Annotated in this window: 9 protein-coding genes; 6 read left to right on the top strand and 3 right to left on the bottom strand. The window is 72.5% G+C overall.

The window, feature by feature from the left end:
* Positions 1 to 18 precede the first annotated feature (18 nt).
* Positions 19 to 2919, top strand: coding sequence for a lectin (locus tag AQI95_RS04095; protein WP_244188619.1), 2901 nt, complete (start codon positions 19 to 21; stop codon positions 2917 to 2919).
* A gap of 145 nt (positions 2920 to 3064) precedes the next feature.
* Positions 3065 to 4159, top strand: a complete 1095-nt coding sequence (locus AQI95_RS04090) for a PP2C family protein-serine/threonine phosphatase (protein ID WP_067118676.1) — start codon at positions 3065 to 3067, stop codon at positions 4157 to 4159.
* Between the two features lie 41 nt (positions 4160 to 4200).
* On the opposite strand, the gene AQI95_RS04085 is transcribed toward AQI95_RS04090, so the two are convergent.
* Positions 4201 to 5016, bottom strand: coding sequence for a maleylpyruvate isomerase family mycothiol-dependent enzyme (locus AQI95_RS04085; RefSeq protein WP_067117445.1), 816 nt, complete (start codon positions 5014 to 5016; stop codon positions 4201 to 4203).
* An 86-nt stretch (positions 5017 to 5102) separates the two neighbouring features.
* The gene (locus AQI95_RS04080) at positions 5103 to 7562 is read right to left on the bottom strand and encodes a SpoIIE family protein phosphatase (RefSeq protein ID WP_067117442.1); all 2460 of its coding nucleotides are present in this window, start codon (positions 7560 to 7562) and stop codon (positions 5103 to 5105) included.
* Positions 7563 to 7747: 185 nt separating this feature from the next.
* On the opposite strand from AQI95_RS04080, the gene AQI95_RS04075 reads away from it, so the two are divergent.
* Positions 7748 to 9811 carry a SpoIIE family protein phosphatase gene (locus AQI95_RS04075; RefSeq protein WP_079071041.1) on the top strand — a complete coding sequence of 688 codons (2064 nt, stop codon included), beginning with the start codon at positions 7748 to 7750 and terminating at the stop codon, positions 9809 to 9811.
* Positions 9812 to 9958: 147 nt separating this feature from the next.
* Complete coding sequence (locus AQI95_RS04070; protein WP_067117439.1) at positions 9959 to 11890, top strand: glycoside hydrolase family 5 protein; 1932 nt, start codon at positions 9959 to 9961, stop codon at positions 11888 to 11890.
* On the opposite strand, the gene AQI95_RS04065 is transcribed toward AQI95_RS04070, so the two are convergent.
* Entirely contained in the window at positions 11867 to 12487 is a 621-nt protein-coding gene (locus AQI95_RS04065) for a TetR/AcrR family transcriptional regulator (RefSeq protein ID WP_067117436.1), read from the bottom strand. The genes AQI95_RS04070 and AQI95_RS04065 overlap by 24 nt on opposite strands.
* A gap of 83 nt (positions 12488 to 12570) precedes the next feature.
* Here AQI95_RS04065 and AQI95_RS04060 point away from each other — a divergent pair, with 83 nt between their 5' ends.
* Together AQI95_RS04060 and AQI95_RS04055 are read left to right on the top strand one after the other, a co-directional pair.
* Complete coding sequence (locus AQI95_RS04060) at positions 12571 to 13362, top strand: SDR family NAD(P)-dependent oxidoreductase (protein ID WP_067117433.1); 792 nt, start codon at positions 12571 to 12573, stop codon at positions 13360 to 13362.
* Between the two features lie 369 nt (positions 13363 to 13731).
* Positions 13732 to 14496, top strand: a complete 765-nt coding sequence (locus tag AQI95_RS04055; protein ID WP_067117430.1) for a GNAT family N-acetyltransferase — start codon at positions 13732 to 13734, stop codon at positions 14494 to 14496.
* Positions 14497 to 14534: the final 38 nt, after the last annotated feature.

Below are 14534 nucleotides of genomic sequence, written 5' to 3'. Positions count from 1 at the left end.
AGGGACATGGTCACGATGGTGCCGTTCCGACTTCTGTCCGTGCTGGCCGCGGGCGCCCTGGCCTTGGGCGCCGCCTCCACCCCCGTCCATGCCGATCCCGACTCGCTCGCGCCGGTCACCGATCCGGCCTCTCTCGTGAACCCGTTCATCGGGACTTCTAACGCCGCCGACGACTTCCCGGGCGCCGACAGCCCGTTCGGGATGGTGCAGTGGAGCCCCGACACCAGCCCCCACCGGCCGGACGGCGGTGGCTACGAGTACACCGATTCGGCCATCACCGGATTCGGCCTGACGCACATCGCGGGACCGGGCTGCCGGGCCGCCGGCGACATCCCGGTGCTGCCGACCGTCGGCGCCGTCGACACGGGCGCCACGGACACCTTCTCGCACGACAACGAGTCCGCCTCGCCCGGCTCCTACACGGTCTCCCTGGACAACGGCGTCAAGACGGAGCTGGGCGCCACGACCCGCAGCGGCATGGCGCGCTTCACCTTCCCGTCCACCAGCCGGGCGAACCTCCTGTTCAAACTCACGGCCAGCGAGAACGGCGACACGGCCGCCGAGTTCGACGTGGTGAACAACACGGAGATCAGAGGCAAGGTCACGAGCGGCAACTTCTGCGGCGAGGGCAACTCCTACACCGTCTACTACGACATGGTCTTCGACCAGCCGTTCCGCCACAGCGGCACCGCGCTGGCCACCGCCACGCCCTCCACGCCAAGGACCCACGCCTCCCCGAGCACCCCCGAGGCGCCGAACAAGCCGGTGCTGCACGGTGCCGCGTCCCGTACGCCGCACACCTTCGCACCCCGGGCGAGCGGCTCCGACGGCTACGTCACCTTCGACACCACCGCCCACCGGGCCGTTCAGGCCAAGGTCGGCATCTCCTACGTCTCGGCCGCGGGCGCCGTGGCCAACCGCCGGGCGGAGAACCCCGGCTGGGACCTTGCCAAGGTGCGTGGCGCTGCGCACGACGCCTGGAAGTCCCTGCTCGGCCGGGTGCGGATCGCCGGCGGCACGTCCGATCGGCAGACCGTCTTCTACACGGCGCTCTACCACTCGCTGCTGCATCCGAACGTGATCAGTGACACCGACCGCCGCTACCCCGGCTTCGACGGCAAGGTCCATACCGTCGACCAGGGCCACGGCGCCGCCTACGCCAACTACTCGGGCTGGGACGTGTACCGCTCGCAGGCCCAGCTCGAAGCCCTGCTCGCCCCGCAGGTCGCCTCCGACACCGCCCAGTCGATGGTCGACGACTACCGCCAGACCGGTCTGTTCCCCAAGTGGTCGGAGAACAACGGCGAGACCCACGTCATGGTGGGCGATCCGGCGGACGAGATCATCGCCGACTACCACGCCTTCGGGGCCCGGAGGTTCGACACCGCCACCGCGCTCAAGGGCATGATCGCGGGCGCCACCGTCGCCAACGACAACCGACCCGGCCTCGCCTACATGCAGCAGCTCGGCCGACTGCCCAGCAACGGCAAGTACGGCTGCTGCAACTTCTACGGCCCGGCCTCCACCACGCTGGAGTACAACTCGGCGGACTTCGCGATCTCCGCCTTCGCCGGCGCCCTCGGCCAGACCGCCGACCAGCACCGGTTCGCGGACCGGGCGCAGGACTGGCGGAACCTGTTCGACTTCAACAGCGGCTTCGTCCAGCCGCGGGAGGCCTCGGGCAGCTGGACGGGCGGGTTCTCGCCCACCTCGGGCAAGAACTTCGTCGAGGGCGACTCCTGGCAGTACACGCCGATGGTGCCGTTCAACCTGCACGGACTGGCCACCGCCATGGGCGGAGACGCGGCCATGGCCACGTTCCTGGACACGGACCTGTCCTCCCTGACCGGCGCCGGCGGACACACCGACCTGGGCAACGAGCCCAGCCTCAACATCCCGTGGGAGTACGACTACATCGGCCGCCCGTACCAGACGCAGAAGGTCGTCCGGCAGGTCCAGGACCAGATCTGGACCGACAGTCCGTCCGGGCTGGCGGGCAACGACGACCTGGGCGAGATGAGCTCGTGGTACGTGTGGTCCGCCCTCGGCATGTATCCCGAGACCCCCGGCACCGCCGATCTGGCGCTGGGCAGCCCGCTCTTCCCCCAGGCGGTGCTCACCCTGCCGTCGGGCCACACCCTCACGATCGACGGCACGGGCGCGGCGGACGACGCTCCCTACGTCCAGTCGGCCACCTGGAACGGCGCCGAGTGGAACGCGGCGCACGCTCCCGACGGCGCCCTCAGCGCCGGCGGCACCCTGACCTACGTGCTCGGCACGTCCGCCAACACCTCCTGGGCATCGGCCGCCTCCGCGGCGCCGCGCTCCTACCCGGGCGCACCCACCTACAGCGGCGTCGGCACCTCCGGCGACACCGCCGCGGGCTCGGCGAACTTCGACGGCGCGGGCTTCAGCTACTCCGCGCACGCCCTGGCCGCCGCGGGAGTCACCCCCGGTGCGAAGGTCGCCGTCGGCGGGGTGACCTTCACCTGGCCGGACGTGGCGGCCGGCGCCCGGGACAACTACGAGGCGAACGGGCAGACGGTACGGGCCTCCGGCTCCGGCGGCATCTCCTTCCTGGGGGCCGCGAACAACGGCCCGGTCTCCGGGACGGCGACCGTCACCTACACGGACGGTACGACCCAGCAGGTCACGCTCGCCCTGTCCGACTGGACGCTGAGCGCGGGCGCCGCCTCACCGCTCGCCGACAACACCGTCGCGGTGACCCTGCCGTACCGCAACCACGCGGGCACCGCGTCCGACAGCACCAAGACGTATGTGTTCGCCACGGCTCCCGTGGCCCTGAGCCCCGGCAAGACGGTCGACAGCGTGCGGCTGCCGTCCGACGTGGCGTCGGGAGGCCTGCACGTCTTCGCGATCGGCTTCGGCGGAGCGTCCTCGACGCCGCGGCGGAGCTGATCGGCGGAACATGCCGCTGAGTGGAGCAATACCGGCATAAGGCGGCGCGGCGCACCAGGCTGGTCGGGTGAAGGACGAACCTGTGGGCCGGGAGCCGGAGGACATCGCCGTGCCCCGACCCGGGCTGCCGGCGCCTCCGCTGTGGATGCGCTGGCTCCCGGTCCTCTATGTCGTGGCCGTGCTGCTGCTGGAGCCGGTCACGCCCGTGGACTGGCCGGTGAGTTTCGCGCTGATCTGCGTACCCGTGCTGACCGCGTTCGCGCACGGGCCGGGGGTCGTCGCCGCCGCCACGGTGTTCTCCGTCGGCCTCGAAGGGGTGCTGGCCGGCACGCCGTGCTGTGCGGGCCGGGCCGTCGGCTATCTGTGGGACCGGCACTACGTCGCCTCCTACATCTGCACGGTGCTGGTGGGCGGCCTCGGCACGGTCCTGGCCGCCCACCGGACCCGCCGGGAACGCACGCTCGCCGACGTGCGGTTCGTGGCCGAGACCGCGCAGCGCGTCCTGCTGCGCCCCGTACCGCACCGGCTCGGCCATCTCCGCCTGGAGAGCCTCTACCTCTCCGCCAGCGCGGAAGCCCGCATCGGCGGCGATCTCTACGAGGCGGTCCCCACCCGTTTCGGGGTCCGGCTGCTCATCGGAGACGTCCGCGGCAAGGGCCTGCTGGCGGTCGAGACCGCCGCCACCCTGCTCGGCGCGTTCCGCGAGGCGGCCTACGACGAACTCGACCTCCCGGCGCTGGCCGGGCGGGCGGAGGCGAGCATGCGCCGCAGGGCGAGGCAGCTCGGCGGCACCGAGACGGGCGAACGGTTCATCACGGCGGTCTTCGCGGAGATCCCCACCGACGGCCATGTCGTACGCATCGTCAACTGCGGCCATCCGCCGCCGATCTCACTGCGCGGCGGCGAGGTGCGCGAACTGGACAGCGGGCGGTCGGCCCCGCCGCTGAACCTGGGCATGCTGGTCGAGGACCCCTACCACATCGACGAGTACCCCTTCCGGCCCGGCGATCAACTGCTGCTGTACACGGACGGCGTCACGGAGACGCGGGACGCGACGGGCACCTTCTATCCCCTGCTGGAGCGTCTGCGCGCCTGGGGTCCGCTCCCGCCGAAGGAGTTGCTCCGGCGGCTCCACGACGATCTGCTCTCCTACAGCCGCAACAGTCTTCAGGACGACACCGCGGCGCTCGCGGTCTGCCTGGTGCCCGAGGAGCATTCGGTGGCGTCACCGGCCGCGTGAGCCGGGCCGAGGCGGACCGCCGCCTCGGCCCGGCCGCCGTGTCAGAAGGCCGTGTGGGCGAACCAGTTGTCGAGGACCGCGGCCTGCCCCGAGACCTCGAAGACGGGGTCCTGGTGGGAGCGCCGCCCGTACAGGAGCAGCAGCAGGTCCGCCGCGTGGCCGCGCACCGCCGCCGTGACCGGCGCGGACGCGTCGGCCTCGTGGTCCGCCGGCGGCACCGGGCGAAAGCCGTCCTGCTCCAGCCGTACCCGCCACTCTTCGGCGGCCGGGCCGTCGGAGTCCTGGCACCGGAACGCGAGGGTCTCGCCGTCGCCGCGCAGCTTCGTCACACCGGGGGCGAAGAGACCCGCGTAGGGCAGGTTGACGAGGAACTCGTCCACGCCGTCCGCCGCGAGCACGGGGTCGATGTCGCCGGGCAGGCCGACGGCACGCTCGGCGTCCACCCGGTGGACCAGCGTCTCGAAGAGCATCCGCCGGGCCCAGAACCGCGCGTACCCGTCCTCGCCCCAGGTCCACATCGGTGCGTCGGGGTCCGTGTCCCGCAGGACCGCCGCCACGCCCGGCACACCCGCCGCCACCCACTGCGGATAGTCCTCGGCCCTCTCCGGCAGCCCCAGCTCGATGTCGCGGCTGCGGGGAGGCTCCTGGACCAGCTGCGTCAGCAGGGTGGCGAACCAGCGCTGCAGCGATCCCACGTGCCGGGTGAGGTCGGCCACCGTCCAGCCGGGGCAGGAGGGCACCGGGGTCGCCGGATCGGCGGCCTGGACCGCCTCGGTGAAGCGCAGGGTCTCGCGGGCGATGGCCTCGCGGTAGGTGTCGTACGGCAGAGGGTGCACCGCCCCGTTCGTCGCTGTCATCAGCCGGCGCCGTCCTGTTCTGTGTGAGCCGAGGTTCCGTCACCGTCAGTCTGTCGGCTCGAGTCCGCTCGAAGGCAAATCCGGGCTCAGGGAATCTCCAGTTCGGCCCAGATGATCTTCCCTTCGGCGGTGTACCGGGAGCCCCAGCGGTGGGCGAGCTGGGCCACCAGGAAGAGCCCACGGCCGCCTTCGTCGGTGCTCCGGGCGTGTCTGAGCCGGGGGGCCGTGCTGCTGGCGTCGCCCACCTCGCAGGTGAGGCGGGCGTCGCGCAGGAGTCGTAGCCGGATGGGCGGTGCGGCGTAGCGCAGGGCGTTGGTGACGAGTTCGCTCACGATGAGTTCCGTCGTGACGGCCAGTTCCGGACCGAGGCCCCAGGCCTCGATCTGGCGGGTGGCGCGGGCGCGCAGATCGCCGACGGCGGCCGGGTCGGGGGGTACGTCCCAGGAGGCGACCCGGTCGGCGCCGAGCACATGGGTGCGGGTCAGGAGCAGGGCGATGTCGTCGGACTGCGGCACGGGCACGAGCCCCCGCACGGCGGAGGTGCACAGCGCCTCCAGGTCCTCGCCGGAGCGGCTGAGGGCCTTGGCGAGCCGCGCCATGCCGCGCTCCAAGTCCTGGTCGCAGCCCTCGATGAGGCCGTCGGTGTAGAGGCCGAAGAGGCTGTTCTCGGGCAGTTCGATCTCGGTGGCCTCGAAGGCCATCCCGCCCAGCCCGAGCGGGGGTCCGGCCGGGATCTCCGGGAAGTAGGCCGGTCCGCCGGGTGCCACGACGACGGGCGGCGGGTGTCCCGCGCGGGCCATCGCGCACCGTCTGGTGACCGGGTCGTAGACGGCGTAGAGGCAGGTCGCGCCGATGAAGGTGCTCCGGGCGGCCGCGCCCGCGACGGCCTCCTCGTCGCTCAGCCGCAGCACGAGGTCGTCGAGATGGGCGAGCAGGTCGTCGGGGGGCATCTCCATGGCGGCGAGGGTCTGGACCGCGGTGCGCAGCCGGCCCATGCCGGCCGCCGCGGTGATGCCGTGGCCCACCACGTCGCCGACGACGAGGGCCATGCGGGCGCCGGACAGCGGGATCACGTCGAACCAGTCGCCGCCGACGCCGCCGGAGGGGTCCGCCGGCCGGTAGGAGGAGGCCACGTCCAGCGCGGTACCGCCCGTCAGGGCCGGTGGCAGCAGACTGCGCTGGAGGGTGATCGCCGCCGTGTGCTCCCTGGTGTAGCGGCGGGCGTTGTCCACGCACACCGCCGCGCGTGCCACGAGTTCCCGGGCCAGCAGGACGTCGTCGGTGCCGAAGGAGACCGGGTTGAGGGACCGGGCGAACGTGGTGAGGCCGAGGACGGTGTTCCGCGCCCGCATCGGCACGAAGATCACCGAGTGCAGGCCGAACTCTCGGATGCGTGCCGCGCGCAGGGGTGCCCGGGTGGCCCACAGCTCGTCGGCGGGGTCGAGGATCGGGATGAGCAGCGGCTCGCCCTCGATGAGCAGGTGCGTGTCGTGCGGCGGCGGCAGGAAGTCGACCGCGTCACCGACCTGTACGACGGCCTCGGGGGTGCCGTCGCGCACCGAGCGCAGCGCGGCACGGCGCATGGCCGGCCTGGCGGGCGCGGGTCCGGCGTCGCTCAGCCATGCCCCGTGGCCCTCGGTGCTGAGTACGGGTTCCAGCAGGTCGACGATGACGAAGTCCGCGAAGCGCGGGACGGTGAAGTCGGCGAGTTCCTGGGCGGTCCGCATCACGTCGAGTGTCGTGCCGATGCTGGTGCCGGCCTCGTTGACCATGGTCAGCAGCTGGCGGGCGTTCCATCGCTCGGTGACGTCCTGGACCATGTAGCAGACGCCGGTGACGGCGTCGTCGGCGGCCACCAGCGGGAAGAACGAGGTGGCGTAGGCGCGCTGGCGGTGCGGGTCGGCCCAGCTCCAGCCCACGTACTCGTAGTCGGTCACCGGCACGCCGGTCGCGAGCACCTTGCGCATGAGGCCCTCCAGGGCCTCCGCCTGCAGTCCGGGCAGCATCTCGCTCAGCCGTTTCCCGAGCCGCTCGTCCCGGGGGACCCCGCCGAAGCGTTCCAGGGTGTCGTTCAGCCAGATGTACCGCAGCTCGGTGTCCATGACGGCCATGCCGACCGGCGAGCGGGTGAGGAACCCGCCCAGGACCGACTGGCCCATGGTCCACGGCTGCCGCTGTGCGCGGGCCGACACCAGGAAGCACTCGGTGTCGCCGATGCGGAACGCCGCCGAGACCCGGAGCTGGAGGTCGAGGCTGCCGCCGTCCCGGTGCCGTACGGCGATCTGCCCGCTCCAGCCGTTGCCTGCGCGGCACCGCTCCACGACGCCGGCGAGCCGTGCCGGGTCCGCGGGCATGACGAGCAGGCGCGCGGCGGAGGCGCCGACGACGTCCGCTGCCGCGTGGCCGAGGAGTGTTTCGGCGCCCCGGGTCCAGCCGACCACGACGCCGTGTTCCGATATCACCGCAGCCGCGTCGGTGGACGCGTCGAAGGGATCACCCGGTGCCCCGGGTGTGCCTGCGGCGAAGCCCTCTCGCGCGGATTCCATCAGTTACACCCTTACACCACTATGGGCCTGTTTGTCCGCTGATGTGCAGAGATCCGCCCGAGACCCTGCCCGGGACCGCGCCTCGTGCCGTCGTGGGGTTGGACCGAGCCCGGGCCGGGGCGACCATGGAAGGACCGGCCCCCAGCGCCAGTGCGTGGCCGTCCGGCCGGTGGAGGTGACCCGGCATGGCAGTGGACTCCTTCGAAGCCGGCCATGACAAGCAGAGAACCGAGCTGCCCCGGCCGACCGGACTGCTGGATGTGCTGAGTGTGGCGGCGGTGGCCCTGGACACCCGCGGCCGCATCGTCTTCTGGACCCCGCAGGCCGAGGAACTCTTCGGGTACTCCGCGGAGGAGGCCCTCGGCAAGCACGCGGCGCGCCTGCTCATCCACCCCGAACATCTGCAGTCCGTGGTGAGTCTGTTCACGGAGGTGCTGCAGACCGGCCGGGGCTGGGCCGGCGCCTTTCCCGTCCGGCACAAGGACGGCAGCAGCCGGCTGACGGAGTTCCGGACCATGCGGCTGCTGGACGACCTCGGAGACGTCTACGCCCTCGGCATCGCGGCCGACCACACGCTGCTGCAGCGCGTGGAGACCGATCTGGCGCTGTGCGAGCAGCTGATCAACCAGTCCCCGATCGGGCTGGCCCTGCTCGACCCCGACCTGCGGTATCTCCTGGTCAACCCGGCGCTGGAGCGGATCGACGGCATTCCCGCGGAGGAGCACATCGGCCGTCGGCTGAGGGAGACGCTGCCCTTCCCGGACGTCGACACGGTCGAGTCCGCGCTGCGCCAGGTGCTCACCACCGGTACGCCTCTGCTGGACCAGTACCACGTCGGCCGTCCCCCCGCCGATCCCGGTCATGAACACGCCTGGTCGCTGTCCTTCTACCGGCTGGAGGATCCCGGCGGGCGGGTGCTGGGCGCGGCCGCCTCCGTCGTCGATGTCACCGAGCGGCACCGGGCGGCCGCCGAGGCCGACCGGGCGCGGCGACGCCTGGCGCTCATCGCGGACGCCTCCGCCCAGGTCGGCACCACGCTGGACGTGGAGCAGACGGCCCGTGAGCTGGCCGAGATCGCGGCGCCGGCGCTGGCCGACGTGGCGGCCGTGGACGTCCTGGACGCCGCGCTGTCCTGCCGTCGCAAGGGCAGAGGCAACGGCCCCGAGCTGTTCCGGGCCCTGGCCCTGAAGGCGGCCCACCCCACGGTCGCGCTGCGTGCCGCCGATCCGCCCGGCGACGTGGCCGCCTATGCGGGCGACCGCCTGGTCACGCTGTGTGTGCACACCGGACGGCCGGTCCTGGTGTCCCATGTGGGGCCGCACGATCTGCCGCGCATCGCCCGGGACGCCACCGCCGGCGCCCTGCTGGCCCAGGCCGGTGTCCACTCGTATCTCGCCGTGCCGCTGATCGCGCACGGCGAGGTGCTCGGCGCCCTCGATCTCAAGCGGACCGACAACCCGGCGCCGTTCGACGAGGACGACGTGGTCCTGGCCGCCGAACTCGCCGGCCGGGCCGCCGTGGCCATCGACAACGCCCGCTGGTTCCAGAGCGTCCGCAACACCGCGCTCACCCTGCAGCGCAGTCTGCTGCCCGACCACTCGGCGCACCACACGGGCCTGGAACTCGCCTCCCGCTACCAGCCTGCGCAGGCCACCAGCGAGGTCGGCGGCGACTGGTACGACGTCATCCCGCTGGCCGACGACAAGACCGCCCTGGTCGTGGGCGACGTCATGGGCAACGGCATCGACGCCGCCGCCACCATGGGCCGGCTGCGCACGGCCACCTGCGCCTATGCCGATGTCGATCTCGCCCCCGCCGCGGTGCTCCAGCACCTGGACAAGATCACCTGCGATCTGGAGCACTACATCGTCACGTGTCTGTACGCGGTGTACGACCCGCGCACCGGGCGGTGCAGCATCGCCAACGCCGGGCACATGCCGCCCGCGCTCGCACGCCCCGACGCCTCGCCGAGACTTCTGGACCTGCCGGCCGGGGTGCCCCTCGGCGTCGGCGGGGTCCGGTTCGAGACCACGACGGTCGCACTGAACCCCGGTGACCTGCTGGTCCTCTACACCGATGGCCTTGTGGAGACCCGGCAGCACGCCATCGACGACCGGCTGCACGCCTTGCTGGACCTCCTCGACGAACCGCAGCGGTCGCTGGAGGAGACCTGCGACGTCCTGCTGTACGGACTGCGCAACCCCGACGACCACGACGACGTGGCCCTGCTCGTCGCCCGCGCCCTGTAGGCCGCCCGCCAAGTCCCGCCGGCCGCCCGGGAGAACGTGCCTCTTCCCTGAACCGTGTCGCATGGTGGACACTCCGCCCATCGGGCCGACTTCGCCACCCTGGTCGCACGGCCCTCCCCCACCCCCCTACCGTCAAGGGCTCCCCAGATGCCGATCGCACCTGCCGTCCTGCGCCTGGCCGTCGCGGTCGCGGGCTTCCTGCTCGTCACCGCCACGTCCACCACGGCCTCCGCCCTCCCCGAGGACCCGACCACACATGCCTCAAAGGCAGTTGACGCCACGGTCCCGGCCTCCTGGTCCGCCCCGCTCTCCACGCAGGGCCGCTACATCGTCGACAGCCAGGGCAACCGCTTCCGGCTGAAGGGTGCCAACTGGGACGGCGCACAGGGCTCCTGGACGGGCAGCGGCAGCATCGACGATCCCGCCAACCACCACGCCGGCCAGAACTCCCACGGCATACCCCTCGGCCTGGACCGCGTCCCGCTGGACCAACTGCTCGGCGACTTCCACCAGTCGGGCATCAACACCATCCGGCTGCCGTTCTCGAACGAGATGATCCACAGCACGACCCCGGTGCCCGACAGCGCCGTGGCCGCCAATCCCCAACTGCGCGGCAGGACACCGCTGGAGATCTACGACGCCGTCGTCGACGCGCTCAGCGACAGCGGGTTCGCCGTGATCCTCAACAACCACACCAACACCTCGCGCTGGTGCTGCGGCGTCGACGGCAACGAGCGCTGGAACAGCTCGCAGTCGACGCAGGCGTGGGCCGACGACTGGGTCTTCATGGCCCGCCGATACGCCTCCGTCCCCCGGGTCGTCGGCGCGGACCTGTACAACGAGGTACGGCGCGACGTCCTGGACGACCCCAACTGGGGCCTGGGCGACAACCACGACTGGTACGCCGCGGCCCAGCTCGCCGCGGACCGCATCCTCACCGAGGCGAACCCGCGCCTGCTCATCGTCGTCGAAGGCATCAACTGGACCGGCATCCCGGCCGACGGACTCCCCCACGGCCGGCCCGTGCTGACCCCCGCCGGCACCCTGTCCCACACCCTCGTCGACTCCCACAAGCTGGTCTACTCCGCGCACTTCTACGGCTACACCGGCCCCCACCACAGCGGCGCGACCGGTATCGGCGAGACCCACGACCCCCGCTACCAGGACCTGAGCCGCGACGACCTGTACGCGGCGCTGCGGGACGAGGCGTTCTTCGTGGAGGAGGCGGGCCGGCACTACACCGCGCCCGTCTGGGTCAGCGAGTTCGGCATCGGCGCGAGCGAGACGAATCCCGTCGCCCGCACCTGGTTCGGCAACATCACCGACTACTTCGCCGACCACGACACCGACTTCGCCTTCTGGCCGCTGGTCGGCTTCACGGGACACGACGACTGGGCGCTGTTGCAGTACGACGCGTCGGGACATCGCTCCGGCATCCTCGATTCGGGCGACTGGCGGGCCTCGGCCTGGCAGCACCTCATGACCGCGGCGAGCGAGAGCGGTCCGGTGCCGACGGTCCCGGTCTGGCGGATGCTCGCCGTCGACCACGGCGACGCGGTGGAGTCGGTGCGCGTGCGGGCCACGGGCGACTGGGACTCCGGGGCGCGCAAGGCCGCCTGCCCCGACGGGCTGCGGCTCACCGGCCTCGGCCACACCAGCGGCCGCGGCCTGTGCACGGACGGCAACGGCAGCGGACCGGGCGGCGATCTGCGTGCCGCCTCCGCCGGCCAGACGGTCGTCACGGACGAGCGCTACGTCCCGGCCGGCGGCGACTGGGCCTCGGGGTACACCAAGCTGCAGTGCCCTGAGGGCGGTTTCCTCATCGGCTACAGCGTCCGCGGCGAGCGGGTGTCGGCGGCCCTGTGCGTGCCCGCCCGGACCTCGCTGGCGGGAGCGGGCCGCACGGTGTGGTTCGACCGGTCCGACAACCGCCCCACCGCCGCATCCGGCGGCGACTTCGCGTACGGCGACTACAAGGGCCAGTGCGGCGACGACGAATACGCCGCCGGAATCGCCTACACCACCCGGGTGGGCAGCCGTCCCGGGCCCGACGCCCTACTGTGCCGCCGGCTCCCCTGAGGCGGCCGTGGACGGCCGGTCGGCGGCTCCTCGCACCAGCAGCAGGAGGGCGTCGACCAGGTCGTCCACGGGACTGCCCGTGGCCAGCCGCCGCAGCTGCAGGCCCATCACGAGGGCGACGGTGGTGGCGGCCAGGCGCTGCGCGTCCGGTACGCCCAGCGCGGTGAGGATGCGGGCGGCGAGCAGGTCGTAGGCCCGGAACGCCTCGGCCGCCGCCTCCCGCAGCCGTTCGTCGCGCCCGGCGTGGATGTACAGCTCGAACGGCGCGAGATGGGCGCTGTCCAGCGCCGAGCCGCAGGCGACCTGGCCGGCCAGGGACGCCGCGTCCTCGACGGCGAGGCCCTCCGTCTGGCACTGCTCGGCCAGCTCGGTGAAGTGCCGCGCCTCCTCGCGCACGAAGTGCAGCAGGCTCTCGCGCAACAGGTCGTGCTGGGTGGCGAAGTGGTAGGTGACCGAGCCGAGGGACACGCCCGCTTCCCTGGCGATCCGCCGGTTGGTGACCGCCGCGACACCGTCCTCACCGATGATCCGCAGGACGGCGGTGATGATGCGCTGGCGCATCGGGGCGGCGGGAGCGGATTGGGCGGCGTGCGGCATGGCGTGCATTCTTCCATCACCGGTGGACAGGGACGTCCGGAGTCCCTAGTGTTCGTTCGAACGAACAAGACGGAGGGGTAGTCGTGGACATTGCCGGGTCAACCGTTCTGCTCACCGGCGTCACCGGCGGCATCGGCGGTGCGCTCGCCGCCGAACTGTCCGCCCGCGGCGCCCGTCTCGTGCTCACCGGCCGCCGCATCGACGCGCTCGAACCCCTCGCCGAGCGCTACGGAGCCCGGACGATCGCGGCGGATCTGGGAGACGCCGACGATGTGCGACGGCTCGGCGAGGAGGCCGCGGACACGGACATCCTGATCGCCAACGCGGCCCTGCCCTCCAGCGGTGACGTCCTCGACTACACGCCGGAGCAGATCGACCGGGCCCTCGCGGTGAATCTGCGGGCCCCGGCGATGCTCGCCCGGCTGCTGGCTCCCCGCATGGTCGCCGCCGGACGCGGCCACCTCTGCTTCGTCGGGTCCCTCTCCGGAATGGCGGCCACCAAGTCGTCGTCCCTGTACACCGCGACGAAGTTCGGGCTGCGCGGCTTCTCGCTGGCCTTCCGCCAGGATCTGCACGGCACGGGCGTCGGCGTCTCGATCGTCCAGCCCGGCTTCGTACGCGAGCTGGGCATGTTCGCGAAGACGGGCTCGGCGACGCCCGGCCGGGTCCGCACCGTCTCGCCGCAGCAGGTCTGCAAGGGTGTGGTCAGGGCGATCGAACGCGATGTCGCCGAGGTCAACGTGGCACCGCCCGAGCTGCGCTTCCTCACCAAGGTCGCGTCGCAGTTCCCGGGGTTCGCGGAGCGGGTGCAGCGACTGGCGGGGGCGGAGCCGACCGTGACCGCGATCGTGGCCGCGCAGCGCTCCAGCCGGTGACGGTCAGCGCCGGCTCGCGGGAGCACCCGGCAGCGCGGACCGACGCCCGGCTCGCGAGGCGGATTCCCGCCGGGCCGGCGCTTGTCGGCGCTTCCCCCGCCGTGCCAAGATCGCTGTGCTCGAAGGCGCATCCGTTCCGTTCTCATGAAGGACTGAAGTCCATGGTTCCGGCGTCCCCCAGCGGCCGCCGTCGGTACTGAGCCGTCTGCCCCGAGGCAGCGCTCCGCGGTACCCCTCGCTTCTTCTCACGGCGGTCCGACGACGCGGTGTCCCCTGCACCGCCCTCTCCTCGCAGAGGCCGTTCCCGTATGCCCGGCCACGCACCGGCCCACATCAGCCCGTGGCCCCTTTCACCATGAGGTCTTCGTCGTGCGCACCGATGTCCAGAGCTTTGCCGTCGCCAACCTCCTGCGCCGCCCGGCGGCGCGTGAAGTCGGCGGCTTCGTCGTGGGGTTCGACGCCTCCACGACCAGCCCGTACGTCAACTACGCCACCCCCCGCCCCGGCAGCGAGCCCACCGACCGGGACGTGGCCGACCTGATCGCCGCGTTCCGCGAGCGCGGGCTCAAGCCCCGGCTGGAGTTCGCCCCGGACGCCGCGCCCGCCGTGGAACCCGCGCTGCGCCGGGCGGGATTCGGCACGGAGGCGGTGCACGACTACCTGGTCTGCACCCCCGCCACGCTGACCGTGCCCGGCGCAGGCCCGGGCCCGGCGGCCCCCTTCGAGGTGGAAGCCCCGGCCACGGACGCCGACTACGCCGCGCTCGACAAGGCGCTGGCCGCGGCCTTCGGCGGCGAGTGGGAGCCGTCGCCGCAGAGCGCGGCACGGCTGCGGCGGACCGAGGAGAGCGGCGGAGCCGTCCGGTTCGTCCGCGCGCCGGGCGGCTGCGCCGGGGGCGCCCTGTGCTCGGCGCCCGCCGAGGGCACGGCCGAGCTGGCGGGCGTGGGCACCCTGCCCGCACACCGGGGGCGCGGCATCGCCGCCGCGGTCACCTCGACCCTGGCCGCGACCATGTTCGGCCGCGGCGCGGGCTCCGTGTGGCTGGAGTACGGGGGTGAGGGTTCCCGTCGCGTGTACGAGAGGGTCGGCTTCCGGCCCGGCGGCACGCGCCTGTACGTCTCCCTCGAAGGGTGACCTGCCCGTGCGCGGGCGGGGACGGACCCACGTCCCCG

The sequence above is a fragment of the Streptomyces yokosukanensis genome (assembly GCF_001514035.1).
GTDB classification, from domain to species: Bacteria; Actinomycetota; Actinomycetes; order Streptomycetales; family Streptomycetaceae; genus Streptomyces; species Streptomyces yokosukanensis.
The sequence above is the reverse complement of the archived record's forward strand: the minus strand, read 5'-3'. Positions and strand labels throughout refer to the sequence as shown.